This window comes from Streptomyces spiroverticillatus, assembly GCA_014650415.1.
In the GTDB taxonomy this organism is placed as follows: Bacteria; Actinomycetota; Actinomycetes; order Streptomycetales; family Streptomycetaceae; genus Streptomyces; species Streptomyces spiroverticillatus.
On the sequence record BMUX01000013.1, the window covers coordinates 62063 to 78209 of the forward strand.

At 70.4% G+C, this 16147-nt stretch carries 13 protein-coding genes; 8 read left to right on the forward strand and 5 right to left on the reverse strand.

Features of this window, described 5'->3' with window-relative positions; all coding sequences use genetic code 11:
- Window positions 1–68: 68 nt before the first annotated feature.
- Window positions 69–254 (reverse strand): hypothetical protein, encoded by a 186-nt coding sequence (locus IE269_RS29445; RefSeq protein ID WP_229898351.1) that lies wholly within the window; start codon window positions 252–254, stop codon window positions 69–71.
- A gap of 85 nt (window positions 255–339) precedes the next feature.
- Complete coding sequence (locus IE269_RS29450) at window positions 340–798, reverse strand: hypothetical protein (RefSeq protein WP_229898352.1); 459 nt, start codon at window positions 796–798, stop codon at window positions 340–342.
- 60 nt (window positions 799–858) lie between these two features.
- Between IE269_RS29450 and IE269_RS29455 the strand changes: the two genes are divergently transcribed.
- Window positions 859–1707, forward strand: coding sequence for a spermidine synthase (locus IE269_RS29455; RefSeq protein WP_189826245.1), 849 nt, complete (start codon window positions 859–861; stop codon window positions 1705–1707).
- An 88-nt stretch (window positions 1708–1795) separates the two neighbouring features.
- Here the strand turns inward: IE269_RS29455 and IE269_RS29460 are convergent, their stop codons facing one another.
- Complete coding sequence (locus IE269_RS29460) at window positions 1796–2941, reverse strand: DUF8017 domain-containing protein (protein WP_189826246.1); 1146 nt, start codon at window positions 2939–2941, stop codon at window positions 1796–1798.
- A gap of 144 nt (window positions 2942–3085) precedes the next feature.
- Between IE269_RS29460 and IE269_RS29465 the strand changes: the two genes are divergently transcribed.
- From IE269_RS29465 to IE269_RS29475, 3 genes are all read left to right on the forward strand, one after another.
- On the forward strand, window positions 3086–3532 hold the full coding sequence (locus tag IE269_RS29465) for a DUF4442 domain-containing protein (RefSeq protein WP_189826394.1): 447 nt from the start codon (window positions 3086–3088) through the stop codon (window positions 3530–3532).
- A 231-nt stretch (window positions 3533–3763) separates the two neighbouring features.
- The gene (locus IE269_RS29470) at window positions 3764–5404 is read left to right on the forward strand and encodes a carboxylesterase/lipase family protein (protein ID WP_189826247.1); all 1641 of its coding nucleotides are present in this window, start codon (window positions 3764–3766) and stop codon (window positions 5402–5404) included.
- A gap of 122 nt (window positions 5405–5526) precedes the next feature.
- Window positions 5527–6183 carry a DedA family protein gene (locus IE269_RS29475; RefSeq protein WP_189826248.1) on the forward strand — a complete coding sequence of 219 codons (657 nt, stop codon included), beginning with the start codon at window positions 5527–5529 and terminating at the stop codon, window positions 6181–6183.
- Window positions 6184–6617: 434 nt separating this feature from the next.
- Here the strand turns inward: IE269_RS29475 and IE269_RS29480 are convergent, their stop codons facing one another.
- Window positions 6618–7640 carry a Gfo/Idh/MocA family protein gene (locus tag IE269_RS29480; protein WP_189826249.1) on the reverse strand — a complete coding sequence of 341 codons (1023 nt, stop codon included), beginning with the start codon at window positions 7638–7640 and terminating at the stop codon, window positions 6618–6620.
- 158 nt (window positions 7641–7798) lie between these two features.
- On the reverse strand, window positions 7799–8908 hold the full coding sequence (locus IE269_RS29485) for a substrate-binding domain-containing protein (RefSeq protein WP_189826250.1): 1110 nt from the start codon (window positions 8906–8908) through the stop codon (window positions 7799–7801).
- Between the two features lie 236 nt (window positions 8909–9144).
- Between IE269_RS29485 and IE269_RS29490 the strand changes: the two genes are divergently transcribed.
- The 4 genes from IE269_RS29490 to IE269_RS29505 all read left to right on the forward strand — a co-directional run bounded on the left by IE269_RS29490 (window position 9145) and on the right by IE269_RS29505 (window position 16109).
- A complete protein-coding gene (locus IE269_RS29490; protein ID WP_189826251.1) occupies window positions 9145–10458 on the forward strand; it encodes an ABC transporter substrate-binding protein in 1314 nt (437 codons plus the stop codon).
- The gene (locus tag IE269_RS29495; protein WP_189826252.1) at window positions 10458–11489 is read left to right on the forward strand and encodes a carbohydrate ABC transporter permease; all 1032 of its coding nucleotides are present in this window, start codon (window positions 10458–10460) and stop codon (window positions 11487–11489) included. Before IE269_RS29490 ends, IE269_RS29495 begins: the two co-directional genes overlap by 1 nt.
- A 3-nt stretch (window positions 11490–11492) precedes the next feature.
- The gene (locus tag IE269_RS29500; RefSeq protein ID WP_229898353.1) at window positions 11493–12377 is read left to right on the forward strand and encodes a carbohydrate ABC transporter permease; all 885 of its coding nucleotides are present in this window, start codon (window positions 11493–11495) and stop codon (window positions 12375–12377) included.
- A 66-nt stretch (window positions 12378–12443) separates the two neighbouring features.
- A complete protein-coding gene (locus tag IE269_RS29505; RefSeq protein WP_189826253.1) occupies window positions 12444–16109 on the forward strand; it encodes a heparinase II/III domain-containing protein in 3666 nt (1221 codons plus the stop codon).
- Window positions 16110–16147 lie beyond the last annotated feature (38 nt).

Below are 16147 nucleotides of genomic sequence, written 5' to 3' on the forward strand. Positions count from 1 at the left end.
CGTGGTGGGACCCCCTGGGCCTGCCGACCCTCCCCGTACGGGGTCCGCCGGACGCTCTCCGGGAAGGGTCAGCTTCGGGCGCCGTCGACGGGCGCTGCGGCAGCAGTGACGACTGCTGCGGGGAATGCTGCGGGGACTGCGGCCTCTGCCGCGAAGTCCGTGAAGTCAGCGAAGTCTGCGAAGTGTGCGTTGACGGCAGCCTTCGGCGCGTCCGCGACTGCGGACGGCGCTGCGAGGAAGGCGTACCGGAACATGAGCCAGATCATTGCCGATCGGGCCGCGGGGAGCGAACGATTTTCCCGGCGGGGCCGGGCAGTTGCAGGGGGGCACGGTGCCAGGTCAGGACCGAGGTCCGGGCGGGCCGACTCGCAGTACGGCCTCCGCGTTGGCGATCATCCGGGAGATCTCGATCGGCAGGTTCTCGAACTCCTCCATCACCACGTCGTACGGCTCGACCCGGTGCACCTCGCCGTCGGCACCTGTCGCCTCCGTGAAGAACCGATGGCCCGCCGGGGAGGAGGAGTCGTCGACCCGGACCCACCTCGCTCCATGACGGCGTACGAGCACATCGCCCAGATATGACGTCAGATCGGTGTGGAGCGTGATCCAGTCGGATTGCTCGAACTCTCCCAGGGGGAGCCGGGAAACGTAGTGGTGGAGAGCGGGGAGCAGGGCCAGAGGATCCGCCGCGTAGTGGTCCGGTGAAACACCGAGCATGTCCGCGAGTTCGGCGGCGTTCCGGTGGGCGCCTTGCTGCCACGGCGCAAGGGCGGAATCGTTCGGCACATCATTGCTCACAGTGACACTTTCCCATGGGGCACGGACGCGGACCTCCGGCGTCCGGGGGAGAATGTGCGGATGAATGAATCCGTGCCCGTTGTGCGAGACGTCGACGGTGGAGTCGCCCGGCTGATGCCCGACGTCGACCGCCCCCGGGCCTGGCTGCTCACCGTCGACGGGGCGCCTCAGTCGTACGTCGACCTGGACGAGCCCGAGCACCTGGAGTTCGAGTACGCGCGACGGCTCGCGTACGTCGTGGACGGGGTGGCCGAGCCGGGGGAGCCGCTGGACGTCCTGCACCTCGGCGGGGGCGGCCTTTCGCTGCCCCGGTACGTCGCCGCCACCCGGCCCGGTTCACGGCAGGACGTCGTCGAGGCCGACCGGGGGCTGCTCGGGCTGGTCGCCGAGCACTTGCCGCTGCCGGACGGGGGCGCCGGGATCACCGTGCACGGGGCGGACGGGCGGGCGTGGCTGGAGCGGGCCGGGGATTCCAGCGCCGATGTGCTGATCGCGGACGTCTTCGGGGGCTCGCGGGTGCCCGCCGCCTTCACCTCGGTCGGGTACGCACGGGAGGCGGCCCGAGTGCTGCGGGCGGACGGCGTGTACGTGGCCAACCTCGCGGACGGTGCCCCGTTTGATTTTCTGCGTTCCCAACTCGCCACGTTTCGCGGGGAGTTCGCCGAGCTTGCCCTGATCGCCGAGCCCGCGGTGCTGCGCGGGCGGCGGTTCGGCAACGCGGTGCTGGTCGCCTCGCAGAAGCCCCTGGACACCGCGGCCCTGGCCCGGCGCACCGCCTCCGACGCCTTCCCCGCCCGGGTCGAGCACGGGGCGGCCCTGGTCCGCTTCGTCGGGGGCGCGGCTCCCGTGCCGGACGCCGGGGCGACGGACTCGCCCGAGCCGCCGGGCGGCGCCTTCGGCATCGGCTGAGCCCGGGAACGTACCGGAGAACACGGACGGGCGCCCGGCACCTCGCGGTGCCGGGCGCCCGTTCAGCAGGGCCGGGGCGGGCGGTGGGTCACGGCACCAGGCGCAGTGTGCCCAGGATCTTCATGACGGTCGCGTCCGGGACCTCGTCCTTGACGCCCTTCGCGCTGTGGAAGACGAAGGTCCGGAAGTCGCCCTTGGCGTTCTTGAAGCCGAAGGCGAGGGACTTGCCGTCCGTCGTGCACTTGTTGGGCTTCTTCACGCCGACCGCCGTGCCGATGGAGATGCTGCCCTCCACGCCGGCCGTGGTCGTGAAGGGCTTGCCCTTCGTCACGTTGATCTTGCCGGTGCGCTTCTGGTCGTAGCCGCCGAAGACCCAGTTGCCCGCCTGGCCCTGGGCGACCTCGGCGGTGTTCTTCGCGCCCTTGATGGTGCCGGTGGTGCCCACGTGGGAGAGGGCGGTCTTGTCCTGGTCGCCGTCGCCGTCCTCGTCGGTCATGCACCACTGCTCCTTGAGCGTGGCGGGCGCGGACATGATGGCGACCGCGGGACCGGTCGGGTTCTTGGCGTCCTCGAAGCCGATCAACGTGTCGGTCGACTGGACGTCCCACTCCGGCGGCACGTCGAAGATCGCGCCGTGCTTGGGGTTGATGACGACCTTCCAGCCGGGGACGGTCGGCTTGGCGTCGATGCCCGCGCGCGGGTTGCCCGTGCTGCCGCCCGCGCCCGGCGCGGGAGTGTTCGGGTCGGTGGTGGCGGGCGCGGAGTCCCCGCCGGCGGCGGGCTGGGTCGTCTTCGGAGCGGCCACCGGCGGCGGCTTCTCCTCGTCCTTGTCGCCGCCCAGGACGAAGATGCCGGTCACGGCGAGGGCCGCGACGACCACCACACCCGCGATCGACGCGGTGATGATCGTCTTCTTGCGGTCGTTGCCCGGGCCGCCGCCGGGTCCGGGCGGACCCGCCTGCATCGGCACCGTGTACGGCTCCTGGTGACCGAAACCACCCGGCGGGGGAGTCGGCGCGGAGGGATAGCCGTACCCGGGCTGGGTCGGAGGCTGCTGGTAGCCCGGCTGCTGGTAGCCGCCGGGCGGCTGCGTCGGCGGCTGCCCCGGCGGAGGGGGCGGCATCGGCGGCCCCCCGGGCGGAGGCGTCGACTGGTACCCCGGCTGCTGGTACGGGTTCTGGTTCTGGTCCTGCGGGTTCTGCTCGCCCCCGGGCGGCTGCTGTCCTGGCCACATGGCCAGTAACCATAGAGGGGTGGGAGCACAGGGGCCACAGTCGCCTCTGGAGGGACGGTGAAGGCTTCGCCCGGGAAGGGCGTCGAGGGGGATGGCCAAGCATGACTACCGGTGGGTAACATCACGGCCATGAGCGCAGATCAGATGTCCGTCGGCGAGATGCTCGCCGCCACGGTTCCGATGGCCCGCACGCTGGGTCTGGAGTTCCTGGAGACCACCCCCGAGCGGGCCGTCGTCCGCCTGCCGGACCAGGCCGACTACCACAACCACGTCGGCGGGCCGCACGCCGGAGCCATGTTCACCCTCGCCGAGTCGGCGAGCGGCGCGATCGTGATCGCCGCCTTCGGCGACCAGCTGACGCGCGCGGTGCCGCTGGCCGTCAAGGCCGAGATCGGCTACAAGAAGCTCGCCATGGGCGTCGTCACCGCGACCGCCACCCTCGGCCGCCCGATCGCCGACGTGGTCGCCGAGCTGGACGCGGGCGAGCGCCCGGAGTTCCCGGTCGAGATCGCGATCACCCGGGAGGACGGCGCGGTCACCGGCGAGATGACGGTCGTCTGGACGCTGCGGCCCAATCAGCCCAACAAGTAGGCGCGGCAGGCTTTTTCGGCAGGGCGGTGCCCCACCTCGGCGGAGGCGGGGCACCGCCCTTTCGTGCGTGATGCATCTGTTTCTTGTTCAACTTATTGACTCCTCCCGGGGCCGGATCTAACTTTCACGGACAAGTCGCAAGCTCCGGCGTGTTCCGCCTTCAAGGAGCGAACGTCGCACGATAGTTGGCACGTGTACATGCCCCATGACCTCAACGAAGAGGGAGCGGCCATGACGGATGCAACACCGGGCCCCAAGAGACTTCGAACACACTGCGCCGGGCTGGGACTTGCCGCCCTCGTCGCCTCGGCCGCCGCACTCCTGCCGTCGTCCGCACAGGCCGCGCCCCACGCGGAAGGTCCGGTCGCACGGACCGCTTCCGGCGCCGTCCGGGGCGAGACCACCCGCGAGGGGCAGCAGTTCCTCGGAGTTCCCTACGCGGCCCAGCCGGTCGGCGCGCTGCGCTGGAAGGCGCCGCAGGCGGCCCCGAAGTGGCAGGGCGTGCGCGAGGCCACCCGCTTCGCCAACAAGTGCGTGCAGACAGCGAGTTGGGACCCCGGGTACGAGAACCCCTCGTACACCGAGGACTGTCTGGCGCTCAACGTGTACGCGCCGAAGCAGGCCGCTTCGCAGCACGGCAAGGGCCTGCCGGTCATGGTCTGGTTCCACGGCGGCGGGCTGACGGCCGGTGCGGGGCAGGACGTCGTGCCGGACGAGTTCGCGCGCAGGACCGGCACGGTCGTCGTCGCCGTCAACTACCGCCTCGGCGCGATGGGCTTCCTCTCCGCGCCCGGACTCGACGCCGAGGCCAAGGACGGCACGTCCGGCAACTTCGGCATGCAGGACCAGCAGGCGGCCCTGCGCTGGGTGCGCGCCAACATCGGCGGCTTCGGCGGCGACCCGGCCGCCGTCACCATCGCGGGCGAATCGGCCGGCGGGCTGTCCGTCTGTACGCAACTGGCCTCGCCCACCGCACGCGGACTGTTCCGCGCCGGGATCATCGAGTCCGGCGCGTACAACGACTGCGCGGCCCGTACGAAGAAGACGGCGGCCGAACAGGGCACCGCCTTCGCCGCGAAACTCGGCTGCACCAACGCGAAGACGGCGGTGGCCTGTCTGCGCGGCAAGAGCTCCCGGGAGATCCTCGCAGCACAGAGCGGGTTCTCCTGGAGTCCGGTGGTCGGCGGCTCGTTCCTGCCCGTCCAGCCCACGGCGGCCTTCAAGGAGGGGAAAGCCGCACGGGTGCCGGTGCTGAACGGCGCGAACAAGGACGAGGGCAGGCTGTTCGCCTTCGGCATGTTCGACGGGCAGGGCAAGCCGCTGACCCCCGAGGCGTACCCCCTCGCGGTCAAGGCCTTCTTCGGGCCGCTCGGCGACAAGGTGCTCGCCCGCTACCCGGCTGCCGCGTACTCCTCACCGACGATCGCCATCGGCACGGCCATCGGCGACCAGATGTTCGCGTGCAGCGCGCTGCGGCTCGACCGGGCGATGGCCACGCACAACACCGTCTACACGTACGAGTTCGCCGACCGCACCTCGCCGCCGTTCGCCTCGTCGAGCCCGCGGCCGGACGACTTCGACTTCGGCGCGATGCACGTCAACGAGATCCAGTACCTCTTCAAGCACTTCGGGCTCACCAGCCCCTTCAACGCCGAACAGCGCAGGCTGTCCGACCAGATGGTGCAGTACTGGGGCTCCTTCGTCCGGGGCGGTGTGCCCAGGGCCGCCGGGCAGCCCGCCATGCCCGCCGAGAACCGCACCCCGGGCACGGTGCTGTCCCTGAAGACCGCGTCCGCCGGGGGCAACACGCTCGACGGGAAGGTCGGATCCGACCACCAGTGCGACCTCTGGGACGCCGCCGCCACGGCCTGACCCGGGGGGTAGGCTGCCCGGCGTGCGCCCTCGGGGCGCGGGCCGGGCAGTTTGCTTGTTGCTTGTTGCTTGAGCGCCAGAATCCCACGCATCACGTATCACGTTCGACGGAGGAACCGGCTTTGCACGTCCAGGAATGGCTGGAGACCGTGCCCGCGGTCAGCATCTACATCCTGGTGGGGGTGGTCATCGGTGTGGAGAGCCTCGGCATTCCGCTGCCCGGTGAGATCGTCCTCGTCAGTTCGGCCCTGCTCGCGTCCCAGCACGGGGAGATCGACCCGTACGTCCTGGGCGCGTGCGCCTCGGCGGGAGCGATCATCGGCGACTCGATCGGGTACGCGATCGGGCGCAAGGGCGGCAGGCCGCTGCTCGCCTGGATGGGCGGGAAGTTCCCCAAGCACTTCGGGGAGGCGCAGATCGTGATGGCGGAGCGGTCGTTCCAGAAGTGGGGCATGTGGGCAGTCTTCTTCGGCCGCTTCGTCGCGCTGCTGAGGATCTTCGCGGGGCCCCTGGCGGGGGTCCTGCGGATGCCGTACTGGAAGTTCCTGATCGCCAATGTGCTGGGCGGGATCGTCTGGGCCGGGGGCACCACCGCGGTCATCTACTCGGTGGGGGTCGTCGCCGAGGCGTGGCTGAAGCGGTTCTCCTGGCTGGGGCTGCTGCTGGCGGTGGCCTTCGGTCTTGGGTCCATGCTGGTCCTGAAGAGCCGCGCCAAGAAGGCCTCGGCACAGGCGGACTCGGCGCAGCCTGTCGCCGAGCCGGAGAGGGTCGCGGGCTGACCCTGCGCGTACCCCCTCGGGGGCGCGGGGCTGTGCCGATGTGCGGCTCCGCCGCGTGGGCGCGACTTTCCCGTGCGGGCCGCTCCCTTTCCGTGCCCCTTTAGGGGCGCGGGGAACTGCGCGCTCAGCCACGACGCGCCTGCACGGAGCCGTGCAATCGCCCCGCGGGTTTAGGTGAAGGGGCGGGGTTGGGGACCCCCTGGCCCAGCGGGCCGAGGGCTGCGCTTCCAGCACCGGGCGCGCAGCCCGCAGGCTGCCTGGGCAGAAGAGGCCCCAGCCCCGCCCCTTCACCTAAAGCGCTCGGCCGCGCGGCTGGTGGGCGGTTCCGTGCGGACGAGTACGTGGTTGCTCGCGCAGTTCCCCGCGCCCCTGAAGGGGCACGGCAGGTCGTGCCCGCGCGTCGAGACAGCCCCGTGCCCCTGGCGGGACAGGGCTCAGGCCAGGACGCCGGGGCGGGAGACCGGCTGAGGTTCGCCGAGCGCCGAGGAGGCGTAAGCGGCGAGGACCGTCGCGACCACGTCGCGCCCCGTGCGGGCACCCACCGCCGGGGGGCGTTCCCCGCGTACGGAAGCGGTGAAGTCGTGGAGCTGGTCGCGGAAGGCGACAGCCACGTCCTCGTTGATGTCGGCCGGCGCCCGCAGCTCCCGCGCCTCGCCCGAACCGGCCGCCAGCCAGAGCCCCTTGGCCTTGGAGGCCCGCAACGTCCCCTTCTCACCGGTGATTTCGAACTCGTCGAGGTCCGACAGCGCACCGGCGGTCACCGACACCGTGGCCCGCACACCCCCCTCCAGCTCCAGATGCAGCAACCCCTCCGTCTCCACCGGCACGTCACGGTGCACGATGCGCGCATCGACCCGCAGCGGACGTGCGTCGGTGATCCAGGTGACCCGGTCCACGCAGTGCGCCCCGATGTTCATCACCGCACCGCCGCCCGCGAGCTCGGGATCGAAGAACCAGGCGGGCCGGTGCCCCGGCCGGTAGTCGGTGGCCCGGCGGTCCACGACCGACACGGGTGCGCCGATCAGCCCGGCGCGCACCGCCTGCTGGGCGGCGGCCGTCAGGGGAAGGTAGTGCTGGATGTGTCCGAGGAAGAGGGCAACTCCCGCCGCAGCGAAGGCTTCTGACACTGCGTCACAGTCGCTCAGGCTCGTCGCCATCGGCTTTTCGAGCAGTACCGGTATCCCGGCCCGCGCCGCCGCGAGCGCCGGTGCCACGTGCAGGGCGTGCGGGGTGCACACCACCAGCGCGTCGACCAGGCCCTCGTCCAGCATCTGCGCGTACCCGGTGGTGACCTTGGCGCCGGTGAGGTCGGCGAGGGAGCGGGCGCGGTCCTCGGCGATGTCGTGGACCGCGGTCACCCGTGCCTCGTCGGGCAGCGTGAGCGCGGCCTCCGCGTGCAGCCGGGCAGCGCCTCCCGCGCCGACGATTCCGAGCCGTACGGCACCTGTGGGGGGCACTGCTGGGGGCATGACTACCTCGCTGGTCCGGGAAGCTGAGCCCCCACCCTCACTAATTCAATCCCTGAATACAACCCATTGGAGGGAATGAATTGTGCGTGCGAGGGCCGCCAGGTGTCGTCAGATGCCGCCAGGCGCCTCCAGATGCCCCGGTCCGCTCAGCCCACCGGCCCCGTCGAGTCCCGCACCACCAGCCTCGGCACCACCAGCTGCTGCACGATCGGCGCCGACGGGTCCTCGATCCGGCGCAGTAGTGTGCGTGCCGCGAGCCGTCCCACCTCGGCCTTCGCGGGGGAGACCGCCGTCAGTGGCACCTCCGACAGCTCGGCCACCTCGTCGTCGTACCCGACCAGCGAGAGATCCCCGGGTACGGAGAGTCCGCGCCGTCTCGCCGCCGAGACCAGGAGGGCCGCCTCCCGGTCCGCGAAGCAGACCACCGCGGTCGCGCCCGCCGCGATCAGCTCGTCCAGGAAGGCGTCCGCGTCCGGCATGTCCCACCGGGCCCGCCCCGCGTAGGGGGCTTCGGCCGGGTCGAGTCCCGAGTCGGCGAGCGCCGTGCGGAACCCGGCGGCGACCGCGTCGGCGGTGAAGGGGCTGTGCCGCTGGAGGTAGCCGATCTTCCGGTGGCCGAGAGAGACCAGGTGGCGCACGGCCACGTACGCCCCGGCGGAATGATTCGAGCAGACGAATTCATGGTGGTCGGCGGAGGTCGCGAAGCGCCGCTCCACCATCACCACCGGCACCCCGAGCGACTGGATCGCGTCGTGCTGGAGCATAGGGTCCGCGCCCGGCTCCAGCTCGGGCACCAGCAGCAGTCCGGTCGCCCCGGCCGCGAGCATGCCGTCGATGGCGGACCGCTCCTGACCTGCGTCGTAACCCGTGCTGCGGATCATCATCTGGGCGCCGCCACGGGTCAGCTCGGCTTCGATCGCGGCGATGATCCGGGGGTAGTAGTACGTCATCGAGGGCACGCAGATGCCCACCACGGGACCCGGCACGGACTCCCCGCCCGCCGTGTCCGCGCTCTCGCCGGCGTCGTCGGCGATGTACGTCCCCGAGCCCTGCCGCCGGTAGACCAGACCGTCGGCGACCAGCAGGTCCACCGCCCGGCGCACCGTGTTCAGGCTGACGCCCTGTTCCTTGGCGAGCTGCTGCTCGGTGGGCAGACGGCCGTCCGGCCAGCGCAATTCGGCCACGCCGCGCCGCAGTTCCTCGGCGAGTCGGCGGAACTTCTCCCCGCGCGCTGCGGGACGCGACGGGGTGCTCATCGGGTCTCCCGACGGAAAACCGACGGCTGGCGGACGGACATAAGGCCTCCAACAGGGGCGTCCAGGGCGGTCACTGCGCCTTCAAGGGTATGTATCGAGCCGGTAACGGAAAATTCATTCGTACGAATGCCTTGACCTTAGTGCAGCGGCGGCAACAGAATCCGGGCATTCCTTCCTTCCCCAGCTCGTCCTCCTTCGGCGCCCAACGAATGTGCGCCCGAGAACGGTGGTGTCACATGAGACTTCGTACCACGACCAAGAGCACGGCACTCGTCGCCGTCGCAGCCCTGGCCCTGACCCTCTCCGCCTGCGGCGGTGCGAGCAGTGCGGGCGGCGGCGAGGACTCCAAGGAGTTCACCTATTGGTCGATGTACAAGGAGGACGAGCCCCGCGCCAAGGTCATCAAGGACGCGGTGGCCGCCTTCACCAAGGAGACCGGCATCAAGGTCGAGCTGGTCTTCCAGGGCCGCGAGGTCCTCAACAAGCTCCAGCCGACCCTGGTGGGCGGCAACGTGGCGGCCGACCTGGTCGACCAGAGCCAGTTCAAGATCCGCGACACCCTGGCCGCGACCGGCAACGCCCGCGACCTGTCCGGCGTGCTCGACGCGAAGGTCACCGGCGAGTCCAAGACCGTCGGCGAGACCGTGCCCAAGGCGTACCAGGACCTGGTCAAGGACAAGGACGGGCAGACCTACCTGATCCCGACCAACGTCCAGACCTGGCAGGTCTTCTTCAACAAGAAGCAGCTTCCGGACGTCGCGGCCAACCCGCCGAAGACCTTCGACGAGTTCATCGCCCTCCTCGACAAGCGCAAGGCGGCCGGCAAGGCCCCGCTCGCCCTCGACGGCGACATCCTCGCCTACGTCGACCAGTGGGTCTCGACCCTGATGATCCGCGAACTGGGCGCCGGCAACTGGAAGAAGGTGCTGGAGGACAAGTCCGGCGCCGGCTTCGACAAGCCCGAGGTCCTCAAGGCCGCCCAGAACGCCGAGAAGATCGGCAAGGGCAAGTACTTCGTCGACGGCTGGGACGCGAGCAAGTTCCCGGCGATCCAGCAGAAGTGGGCGCAGAACAAGGCCGACTTCCTCTTCATGGGCACCTGGGGCCCGTCCGAGACCGGGGAGATCGCGGGCAAGGACTTCGAGTACGGCTCCTTCCCGTTCCCGAAGACGGCCGGCGGCCACGACTCGGAGCAGGCCAGCCTCTACGGCTACGGCATCCCGAAGAAGGCCAAGAACGGCGGCGCCGCCGAGAAGTTCATCCAGTTCTTCCTCGGCAAGAAGTGGATGGACCGCCTCGCCACCGAGGAGAAGTCCATCACCGTCCGCGCCGACGTCCCCGCGGTCAAGGAGCTCCAGGGCCCGCAGAAGGCCCTCCAGGACGCGGGCGCCATCCACGTCAGCCAGGACGGCGCTGAAGGCATGTCCGACTGGGAGACCAAGATCACCCAGCCGCTCAGCAAGAAGCTGATCTCCGGGCAGATCAGCGCCGCCGACTACGTCGCCGAACTCAAGAAGAGCACCGTCAACTGGTGGAAGGCCAACGGCTGATGAGCACCGCCTCCGCCGAGGTCCGGGAGTCCGGGACGGCCCTCCAGCCGTCCCGGGCCCTGCCCGACCCGGCCGTCACGCCCCCGGGCGCCGTCATTGACGTACCCGTGAAGAAGAACGACAAGCGGTCGGACGCGCCGACCAGCCCCCTCCAGCGGGGCCGCCGCAAGCTCTTCGTCCCGTTCGTCGGCCCGGCGTTCTTCCTCTACGCCGTCGCCATCGTCGCCCCGACGCTCTTCACGGTCGTCCTCTCCTTCTCCAAGTGGGCCGGGTCTGGCCCCATCGAGTGGGTGGGCTTCGACAACTACAAGCGCCTCTGGTACGACGACGTTTTCGCCTCGTCCTTCGGCAACACCCTGCTGATCCTCTTCGGCGTCGGCTTCGGCACCTTCCTGCTCAGCTTCTTCTTCACCACCGTGCTGCGCGAGATGGCCGGCCGGAAGTTCGTCCGCGCGGTGATCTTCTTCCCGAACGCGGTGTCCGCCCTCGCGATCTCCATCCTCTGGGGCTTCCTCTTCCAGGCGGACGGCCTGATCAACAAGGTGATGGGCGCGCTGGGCCTGGACGCCCCGCCGCGCTGGCTCGCCGACGACAACCTCTTCTACGTCATCTGCATCGGCCTGATCTGGATCAACACCGGCTTCTACACGACCATCCTGATGGCCGCCGTGGACCGCATCCCGATCACCCTGTACGAGGCCGCCGACCTCGAAGGCGCCAACGCCTGGCAGAAGTTCCGCCACGTCACCCTGCCGATGATGTGGGACGCGGTCGCGGTGAGCGCCACCCTCTGGGTGATCAGCGCCATCAAGATCTTCGAGTTCATCTACGTCTTCGCGGGCGCCGCCGGGTCCACCCCGACCACCAAGGCGTGGACGCTGTCCCTGTACGCCTACGCCGAGGCCTTCCAGCCCACCGGCGTGGCCAGGTTCGGCGCCTCCGCGGCGGCCACGGTCGTGACGCTCGTACTGATCGTCCTGCTCATCGTGCTGACCCGCCGGGTCACGCGTCGAGAGTCCCTGGAGTTCTGACCCATGGCCAACCCCGCCCTGCCCCGTCCCGTGCTGACCCCGGCCCCCCGCCGGAAGTTCCAGCGGCCACGCGTCAGGCACGTCGTGTACACGTTCGTCTGGGCCATGGTCGCCTTCGACCTCCTCGTACTGGTCTGGATGGCGCTGTCGTCCTTCAAGACCGCCCGGGAGATCTTCGCCGCGCCGTTCGGACTGCCCGAGAGCTGGCAGCTGGAGAACTGGGCCCGCGCCTGGGAGGTCGGCGACTTCGGTCCCGCCATTCTCCGTACGCTCCTGGTGGTCGCCGCCACCGCGATCGGCACGGTGGCCATCGCGGCCCCCGCCGCCTACGCGCTGAGCCGGTTCGGGGCGCGCTCCGCCAGCGGGCTGACCTCGTTCATGGCGATGGGGCTCGGCATCCCGATCCAGGCGATCATGCTGCCGCTGTTCGTGGCGATGTCGCAGATCGGCCTGGTCAACAGCCTCGGCGGTCTGATCCTCGTCTATATCGCGACGTCCGTGCCCTTCGCGGTCTTCTTCCTCACCGCGTTCTTCCGCAGCCTCTCGGCCGAGCTGGAAGAAGCGGCGGCGCTCGACGGGGCCACCCCCTGGCGCACCTTCTGGCAGATCATGCTGCCGCTGGCCCGCTCCGGCATCGTCACGCTGGTCATCCTCAACGTGATCGGCCACTGGAGCGAGGGCATGCTCGCGATGATCTTCCTCCAGGACCCGCAGCAGCAGACCCTCTCGCTCGCGCTCCTCGGCTTCATGTCCCGCGTGCAGTTCAGCGGCGCCGACTGGGGCGGCCTGTTCGCCGCGATCGGCCTGGTCGTGCTGCCCCTGCTGCTCGTCTACATCTGGCTCGGCCGCCGGATCATCGAGGGCATGACGCTGGGTTCGGGCAAGTAACACCGCTGGAAATCACGGCAGTACGGCACGTCATCCCCCGCCCCTCCCTCGTCAAAGGAGACGAGTGTGCCTGCTCGTAGAACGGTCGCCGCGTCCATCACCCTGGCGGCCCTCACCACCGGCCTGACCGTCGTCGCCCCCGCCGCGTCGGCCGCCGACCCCCTCGTCGTCAACGGCGGCTTCGAGTCCGTGGCCGCCGGAGTCCCCGAAGGGTGGGGCGTCTGGAAGCCCGCCGGCGACGGCCAGGTCCTCGTCTCCGACGAAGCGGCGGAGGGCTCCCGCTCCGTCGAACTGCGCACCGACAGCGCCGACGACCGCGTCGCCATCACCCAGAAGGCCAAGCTCCCCAGCGCCGACGGCGGCTGGATCAAGGTCTCCGCACAGGTCCGCGCCAAGGACCTGAAGGGCGGCCGGGCGAGTGTCCGCGTCCAGTTCAAGACGGCGACGGGCACGAGCGCCGGTTCCATCCGGTACGTCGGCGTGGCCACCGGCACCACCACCTGGCAGCGCGTCGAGGCGTACGTCGAAGTCCCAGCCGGAACCGCCCAGTTGAGCGTCGAGCCCATGGCGGACGGCGCGGTCGGCAGCTACTTCCTGGACGACCTGCGCATCGACTGGGCCGGGGATCTCGCCCCCGTGGGCGGCTGGACCCGCATCCCGCTCGCCGGAACGCCCGACCTCGCCCTCGACGAGCAGACGCGGCACGCGGGGAAGCCCACGCTCCGTATCGACGCGAAGGCAGGCCAGCAGGGCCGCTTCCGGCGGGACTTCCCCGTCACCGCACGCCAGGTCTACCGCTCCGAGGTGTGGGCAAAGCTCGCCGGGATCACCTGCAAGCAGAGCGTCTTCGAGGTCGCGTACACCCCGCTGTCCGGCGGCAAGCCGGTCCTCGGCCCGGACAAGAAGGAGATCCGGTACGCGTACAAGACCCTCGACCAGGAGCTGACCGACTTCACGCTCCTCTCCCACAACGTGCCGATCCCCGACGGCGCCGACACCCTGCGCGTCGAGCTGACGTACGCCGGACCCGGCACCGTGTGGACCGACAGCTCGTACGCACCCGAACTGCGCCCGAGCGACATCGGCGGGAAATTCCCCAGCAGCCGCGTGGCGCACCCGCTGAAGAACCCGCAGAACATGATGGGCAAGGCCGACTGGGACGCCATCGCGAACGAGTCCGCCGACGTCAAGCGCGAGAAGCTCGGCGCGCTGGCCACCGCCGACGAGGCGACGTACCTCGCCGAGGCCCGCAAGGCGTCCGCCGCGCGCACCGGCCTCGACCAACACCCGGATTTCGAGAACCACTTGAGGCGTCTGGCCGAACTCGGCGGCGAGCAGGAAAAGCGCCGCGCCGTCCTCGGCCTCACCGCCTTCGCCGAGGGCTACGACAAGGTCCCCTACCTCCACGCCGCCTGGTCGAAGAACACCATCCCGTACAACGCGGTCCGCGCCTACGACCTGGTCCACGACTCCCCGGACTGGACCCCCGAGAGCCGCGCCGCCGTCGAGAAGTGGCTGCGCGCCACCGTCGTCAACTTCGTGAACCTCGCTGACCACCGGATCGTCGGCCAGCACAACATCGAGGTGTACGGCTTCCGTTACGCGTTCGGCGTGGCCTCCGTCCTCGGCGACCCGGACCTGGTCCGGCACGTACTGCCCATGGCGGACCGGATGTTCAGCGGCGAGCAGTTCTTCGCCGACGGCAACTGGGAGGAGGGCTCGGTCTCCTACCACGACCAGGTGGCCGTCTTCGGACGCGGCGCCTTCCAGCTCCTGGCCGACAACTTCACCGACCCGGACGGGTACGAGGACACGACGTACGGGCTGAAGCTCGACCACACCGACCTGGTCCCCGGCCGCTACCCGATCTTCACCAAGACCGACCGCCCCGGCCAGGAGCTGCGCTACCCGGACGGTGCGCCGATCACCCTCAACGACACCCACTTCCTGCCCGCCGACCAGGCCGTCGCCGACGACCCGATCAGACCTGAGTACCTGCGCAACATCGAGCAGTACCACTACGGGTACTTCGGCCTCACCGCCGGCAACACCAAGGACGCCACCCACGCGGGCCTGATGTTCCCGCAGTACAGCGAGGGCCTGCCGTACAAGGCCGGGCACGGCCACGGCAGCCACCTCGGGCTCAACCTGTGGGGCTCCGGCATGGAGGTCCTGCCCGACCAGGGCTACCCGGTCAAGCCGGACAACAACCGGTACTGGCACATGGACACCCCCGCCCACAACACCCCCTGGATCTGGTCCCGTTCGGCCACTCCCCAGGAGTGCGCGGACGCGCTGCCCACCCGGGCCTCGCTCCTCGCGTACGACGACGGGGCGCGCGGCGGCAAGCAGGTCCAGCTCGTCGAGGCGAGCGAACCGGGTCCCGCCTCCGACAAGGCCGAGGTCAAGCGGCGGCTGCTCGCCGTGATCCAGGTGCCCGGCGGACGCCCCTACACCGTGGACCTCTCCCGCCTCAAGGGCGGCGACGCGCACCAGTGGTTCCTGCGCGCCTCCGAGGACGAGAACAACACCCTCGACACCGCGCTCCCGCTCAAGGACGGCGGCGCCACGGTCAAGGACTACTACGCGGCCTCCGGCCACGACGAGGGTCTCGCCGAGGACCGCGACCTGATGAAGGACCCCAAGATCGGCGACGGCGCGAAGGACCTCTCCTTCACCTGGACCGGCGACCGCACCGGCACCGGTGTGCGTGCCTTCGTCAACGGCAACGAGGGCGACGAGGTGATCTTCTCCAAGACGCCCACCCTGCGCCGCACCGCCAACGAGATCCCCAAGAAGAACGACTTCCCGGGCTGGCACTTCCAGCGCCGCTCCCTGGTCACCCCGGACGACACCACGACGTACGGAGCCGTCTACGACACCTGGCGCAAGGGCCAGAAGCCGCAGCTCACCTCCTCGGCCTTCGAGACCGGCTACCAGGGCGACGCGATGACCACGGTCGTCCGCACCGAGACCGACCGCTACCGCGACACCGTGTACGTCAGCGACGACACCACGGTCCGTGACGTGGACGGCATGAAGCTCGCCGGACGCTTCGTCCTGGTCCGCACCGACAAGCGCACGGGTGCCGTCGTGTCGTCGTACGTCTACGGGAACGGCCAGGTCAAGGCCGGTGCGTACGTCGTCGTCCAGAAGGACGCCGAAGCCACCCTCCCGGTCACCGGTACGTCCAGCGCCTACGCCGGCACGCCCGCCGCCGCGGCCACCGACGCCCCGAACGAGCTGAAGACCGGCGGCGACACCCCGCCCCCCGCCTGGGCGAAGGGCCTGTGGGCCACCACCCGGCTCGGCGACGGGCGCGGCTACGGCCTGCGCGTCGACGGGGTCGAGCCGGGGGCGCTCGGGGTGCACGACTGGGTGCCGTTCCAGGTCAAGGACGGCGCGGCCGAGACCACCTTCGAGAACCGCGGCGAACGCATCGAGGGCCCCGTCACCGCGACCGTCCGCCGCCCCGACAGCAGCACGCTCGGCCCGGACACCCTCACGGCGTCCGTCCGGGACGCGGTGGCCGACCGGCGCATCACCGGCCGGATCACCGAGCGCACCCTCCTCGACCAGCTCGCGGGCCTGCGCCGGGACTGGGACAGGCCGCTGCTGCGCAACGCCCGCATCGCGGCGTTGGCCGTGCAGATACGGCTGGCCTCCGGGGTGACGATCGACCGGAAGTACGCGGACCAGCTGCTCGCGGCACTCAAGTCGGCCACCGCGTAAGCGGCGGCCCCTCAGACCGGGCGGGGTGGGACGCAGCC